2 protein-coding genes are annotated in these 2557 nt (G+C 64.6%); both read right to left on the bottom strand.

Annotated features, from left to right (window positions below; genetic code table 11):
• A partial coding sequence (locus tag ACTHK2_RS06505) for a hypothetical protein (protein ID WP_440244890.1) occupies positions 1–687 on the bottom strand: 687 nt, incomplete at its 3' end.
• A 106-nt stretch (positions 688–793) separates the two neighbouring features.
• On the bottom strand, positions 794–2557 hold a 1764-nt coding region (locus tag ACTHK2_RS06500), incomplete at its 5' end, for a TonB-dependent receptor domain-containing protein (RefSeq protein WP_440244889.1).

Genomic DNA, 2557 nt, shown 5'->3' with positions numbered 1-2557 from the left:
GCCGCGTTCGACGAGCTCGAACACCCCGTCCTCGTCGAATGCGACGTCGAGTACCCCGGTCGTTCCATCGATCCGCGCGACGATCGCGCGATACGCCGGAATCCCGTTGCGGGCCTCTCCGGCGAGCACGATGCGTCCCTGCGAATCCATGGCGGCATCCAGCACCGAGAAGGGTAGGCGCACGATGCCGCCGGTTCCGAAGGCGGGATCGAGGTTGCCGCGCGCATCGATCTTCAGCACGAAACCGCCGAACGACAACGGATCGATGGCGGCGTCGAACAGTCCCGCGACGATCGCGCCGCCGTCGGCGAGGGGGATGACGGCACGCGCTTCTTCCATGCGTGCATTCAGTTGCAGATCGTCGAATACGACCACGCCAGGGCGCGCGACGTCGCCGCCGAAGCTGGTGTCGAGCGATCCGTCGGCGAGCAGCTTCGCTACGACGATGCGATCGAGCATCGGGGCGCCACCGCCCGGTGCGCCGTGATCCTCGAAGCCGCCGAGCAGGATGCTGCCGTCGGCGCCGACCGCCGCGGCATTCATCGTCAACGCTTTCGCATCCGCGGTCGGGAGGAGTTCCTGTCGTCCGCCGTCGGCGAACGTCGTATCGATGAGGCCGTCCTGGGCGCTCGCACTTGCGCAGGCGAATGCGATCGACACGGTCAGTGCATGTCTGGTTCGAATCATGGTGGTCCTGTGCAGGGCTTCGCAACGGCGAGTTGCAATGCCGTGTCTTGTAATGGGGAGTGCGCGAGGCAGCGGCCGCCAAGCAGCCGCTGCCTCGGTCGAAACATCAGAACTTCACGGTGATGCGGCCCCAGTAGTAGCGACCCATGAGATCGAAGTCGCTCGGGTCCGTGTTCGCGTTCAGCGTGTTGTTCGCGTACAGCAGCGGCGGCTGCTTGTCGCCGACATTGTTCACGCCGATATCGAAGCGCGTGTTGAGCGATTCGAGGTTGTAGCCGAACTGGATGTCGTGATAGACGGTCGAGCCGTAGTCGGTATACAGGCCGTCGAGCGACGGGTTGCCGGTGCCGTACGGATGCGTGTCCTGCGAAGGCGATGCGGAACCCATGCGGAAGCGATGGATGTAGCGCATCGCCCACGACGCATCGAACGGACCCATCTGCCAGCCGACCTGGCTCTGCGCACGCCAGCGCGGGAAGAGGCACACGCCACCGCCGGCGCCAGGACACGCGGCCGCCTGCGCCGAGCCGTTGCTCATGAAATGCCCTGAATAGTGGTAGATGGTGTTGCCGGGCAGGTCGGGTGCGGTCTGCAGGTCGTAGTTCCTCAGGTACGTCGCGTTGAGGCCAAGGGTGAAGCGACCGAACGAGAACTCCGGCAGGCGGTAGTTCATCGCGAAATCGACACCACCCACGTCCACGCGACCGAGGTTGCCGGTCGGCTCGATCAGGGTCTGGATCTGGCCTTGGCTCGGACCGCTCGGGTAACGGCGGATCAGCGGACAGAACGCCGTCTGGCCGGCCGAGCAGAGGTCGATGACCTGCTGCGCGCCGATGCGCACGATGTTGTCGTTGAGATAGAGGCGCCAGACGTCGGCGCTGACCGACAGGCCTTCCAGCCAATGTGGGTCGTACACGACGCCGAAGTCGAACGACTTGCCCTTCTCCGGACCGATCGGGAAGCCGGCGAACGCGGCGCCCGACGCGATCGCGTTGAGCTGCAGCGCCTGGCGGACGTTCTCGTTGACGAAGGAACCGTCGGTTGGAACGTTGACGCAGGCCGGGTTGCCGCCACCGGTGTAGCCGTCGCACGGGTCACGCGAGATCTTCGGTGCATCGCTGCCGGCACCCGCGAAGATGTTGCCGACCGTTGGCGCACGGAACACCTTCGACACCGTGCCGCGCAGCAGCAGGTCTTCGATCAGACGCCACTCGAGGGCGAACTTCGTGTTATTGGTGCTGCCGAACGTGTTGTACTTCGACCAGCGGTCACCCACGGTGAGGTTCAACGCGTGCACGAACGGCAGATCCTTGAGGATCGGCACGAACAGTTCGGCGTATGCTTCCTTGACGTTGTAGCCGCCCTGCAGCGCGGAACCGCACTGGCTGCCGAGGGTACAGTTGCCGTTGAAGTCGACGATGAGGCCAGTGTCGACGTTGGAGTGGATGTACTCGGTGCGGTAGTTGTAACCGACGGCGAGCTGCATCGTGCCAGCCGGCAGTTCGAGCAGGCCGCCGTTCATGTCGAATCGCTTGACCGACTGGAGCGTGGATAGGCTATTCACGCCCGGCGAGGCCGCGGCTCTCAGGGCGGCGATCGAATTGGGGTCTTGCAGGTTGAACGGATTGAACGGCGTGCAGCCATCGATGATGTCGTCCGGACCCGTACCGCAGTGCACCACGCCGTCGCTGCCGAGGAACGACGGGCCCATGGCCGCGTTGAGGATCGACATGTTCGGCAGGCCGTAGGTCGTCGTCGACTGGTGGACGTGGCCGTAGTCGAAGCCCAATTCCCAGTTCCATTGCTGGTCGTTCCACAGCGAGAACGAACCCTTGAAGCCGGTCGACAGCTGGTCGTTCGCCGTACCCGA

It is taken from the genome of Dokdonella sp., from assembly GCF_051958935.1.
Lineage (GTDB): Bacteria > Pseudomonadota > Gammaproteobacteria > Xanthomonadales > Rhodanobacteraceae > Dokdonella_A.
This window is presented reverse-complemented; position numbering and strand designations above follow the sequence as displayed.